Source organism: Dehalococcoidales bacterium (assembly GCA_028716225.1).
In the GTDB taxonomy this organism is placed as follows: Bacteria; Chloroflexota; Dehalococcoidia; order Dehalococcoidales; family UBA5760; genus UBA5760.
On sequence record JAQUQE010000147.1, the window covers coordinates 1 to 2,637 of the forward strand.

Annotated in this window: 3 protein-coding genes; all 3 read right to left on the reverse strand. The window is 52.9% G+C overall.

Annotation, left to right across the window (positions count from 1 at the left end):
- Positions 1–331: 331 nt before the first annotated feature.
- The 3 genes from PHI12_15025 to PHI12_15035 all read right to left on the reverse strand — a co-directional run bounded on the left by PHI12_15025 (position 332) and on the right by PHI12_15035 (position 2,502).
- Positions 332–1,288, reverse strand: coding sequence for a DUF115 domain-containing protein (locus PHI12_15025; GenBank protein MDD5512096.1), 957 nt, complete (start codon positions 1,286–1,288; stop codon positions 332–334).
- A gap of 160 nt (positions 1,289–1,448) precedes the next feature.
- Complete coding sequence (locus PHI12_15030) at positions 1,449–1,901, reverse strand: hypothetical protein (protein ID MDD5512097.1); 453 nt, start codon at positions 1,899–1,901, stop codon at positions 1,449–1,451.
- A gap of 4 nt (positions 1,902–1,905) precedes the next feature.
- Positions 1,906–2,502 carry a hypothetical protein gene (locus tag PHI12_15035; GenBank protein ID MDD5512098.1) on the reverse strand — a complete coding sequence of 199 codons (597 nt, stop codon included), beginning with the start codon at positions 2,500–2,502 and terminating at the stop codon, positions 1,906–1,908.
- Positions 2,503–2,637 lie beyond the last annotated feature (135 nt).

The window sequence follows — 2,637 nt, forward strand, 5'->3', positions numbered from 1 at the left end:
AAGCTGAGAGACTTTTTGCATGCCTCTAAGTTCTCCGCGATGTGCCTTGACCACTCAGGTATAAGCTCCTGCATGGCCTCGAAATTCAGTTGCTGTACCTCTGCCTGGAACTCCTCGTTGACGTTCTTATCCTCTTTCTTGATTCAAACCACCTCTGCAATGTACGCTAAGAGCATTATGAAAAGTAAGGTCAGGGACAAAAGCACAAAGATGTTTCCAAGCCAGGTGAACATGGACGGCCCAAACATATCATCGCGGCGTCTTCCGATGAGACAGAAGACTATGCCAACCACGCACATCACTACCAATGCCAGTGCGGAGCCCCATGCGCTCATGAATACCTCGCCACAAAGTCCTTGACATCCATATACGGCATGCCGTCCTTCGTCCGCTCCGGTCGTCTCCTGGTGTACATAACCCCCATCTTGGTGAGGTTGATGACGTCGAAGTCCGGTCTCAGTTCTCTAACGTCACTGTACCACTGCATCATGCCGTGGAGGTAGGACTTGAACATGGGAGTAATGCAGTACAGCATGTCGTCCTCAGGCGCGTAGTGCCACTCGTAGCCATCCGACTGCTCATTGGTCCACATGGCCCAGGAGCCCGGTCCATGGCAGTGCTCCAGGCCGAGGATGCCCACGGGGTTCGCACCCCATTGGTACGCCAAGAGCATGGAGAATATGCCCACGTTCCCCCCGGTGTCGATGGTGCCCCTGTTGGAAAGCAAGCTAATGGTCTTGTCGATGTTCTCCACGAACATGTCACTGGTCGACGGATTGTACCAGAACACCTTGTCAGGGTCCGCGTGGGCCAGTATTTCGTCCGTCACTGACGGATGGGTCATGGTGGAGAGCACCACATTGGACATGTAGAGATTGTCCCGGACAACTTGGTGAGCGAAGTGAGGAAGTATCTCATCGGTCGGGTGCACGACCGTCACGAATTTGGGAGCGACATGATGAGCATAGCAGCGCTTCAAGGACTTGTTGGTGCAGATTATGGTACCTGGATAGTTCCTTAGAACCATTATCTGCTCATCTGTTATGGATGGACCGGCACCGACGACTATCGCAGAGCCTTTTATGGCATCAGGTGGCAGCCACTTGTTCTTTCTCTCGAACTTACGGATGTTGTACGCAAAATTATTGAGCCAGTTCTCCAGCTCACCCTTCACCGTCACGTTGGAGTGCAGGATGGCATTGATACGCCCCTGCTCATTGCATAAGGTGTCCAGCACGCCTATCAGGCCAATGTCTTCCTGCATACCGGCCCATTCATTGAGCTTCATCAGGTCTTGCAGATAGCATTTCAGCTTAGGACTAGGCTCTTCCTCTGATATGTTCTCCCCTCGAAGGTAAAGGACGGTTACAACTATATGGAATTAATGGTGAATAAAAATAAGATGAAAAGGTTTAGTGACTCAGGGTCGGTGGGTATTATTAACCTACCTAAAACCCTGGGTCCGAGGGAATTAAAAGCCCGCCGATGGTTATGACACAGGTGCTGACGGTGTTCTTGATGACGCTCACAACGCCCTTGGCCACCATACCCTTTATGTTGTTCATGAACACATTGGGCCCTGGGGTCCAAGATGACATGGACGGCACGGTCACTCCAAGACGGAAGGAGCCCGCGGAGCCAACAACGGTCCCATACTTGAAGAGGAACTTGGACCTCTTGACGGGGTATCCACCGATATTGATGAACCGGAAGTGGAACTCCTTGCCTGCCGGAATCGTCGCCAATGTGATGGAGCCCTTGGTTATGGTGGAGAGCCCACATATGGTGGCCTCGCACATGACCTCGTTGAACATCGAGAACGGCTTGCCGTCCAGGTTCCTGCCGTACTGCTGCTCGTAGTTGAGCTTGGGATAATCTCTCATTTCCTCGTCGTCCGCCATTCCATCACCTCTCGATACCGAGCATGGTAATCCGCCTGTGCTGGATTGTCTGGTCCTTGCATCTCTGGATGAGCTTGGCCAGGTCTCCCGGTTTCAGGTTGAGATGCTCCGCGCTCTTGGGGTTGTTCAGGTCGCAGCACATGAGCTTGCGCCCGATGAAGTGGAGCTTGGGAGTAATGGACATGCCCCACTTGTTGTAGACTGCGAAAGAGGGCTTCTCGTTGTGCCTCAGGAAGAACTCGTACCTGGGGTCGATGAACGGTGAGGACTTCTCATCGAAGTAACCGACCTGGGGAGTGGTCGTGGAGGGACGCTTAATCATGTACGGGCACCTGCGTATGGACCCGGCCAACATTTCCGCGTACACCTGGCCGATGTCTATGCCGCACCGTATCTGGTACAGCGAGCGCCACGGGTCCTCTTCCCACTGAGGTTCCAGGTTGGAAATCTCAGTGAAGTTGCTCAGCGAGAGCGTGGTACATGCCGCCGCCCATGCCATGTCATAAACCAAGCCTTCGGTCTTCTGGACCATCCAGAACGACCAGTTATCATCATTGTCTATCAAGACTAATATGTCGCCTTCGTTTGCCAACGGTTTCATGTTCTTGCACCTCCTTTAAGAGAGAGAGTCAGAGGGGAAAGGGGCTCATCGTTCAAAATCCGATGAAGTCGTATGTGAATATACACGTAGTGTATGATGCCGCCGTCGAGCGGTTGACCCGGACCTTCCTATCGG

Coding starts and splice junctions, on each gene's coding strand:
- PHI12_15025 (MDD5512096.1), bottom strand. CDS start 1,288: ATGAAGCTCAATGAATGGGCCGGTATGCAGGAAGACATTGGCCTGATA.
- PHI12_15030 (MDD5512097.1), bottom strand. CDS start 1,901: ATGGCGGACGACGAGGAAATGAGAGATTATCCCAAGCTCAACTACGAG.
- PHI12_15035 (MDD5512098.1), bottom strand. CDS start 2,502: ATGAAACCGTTGGCAAACGAAGGCGACATATTAGTCTTGATAGACAAT.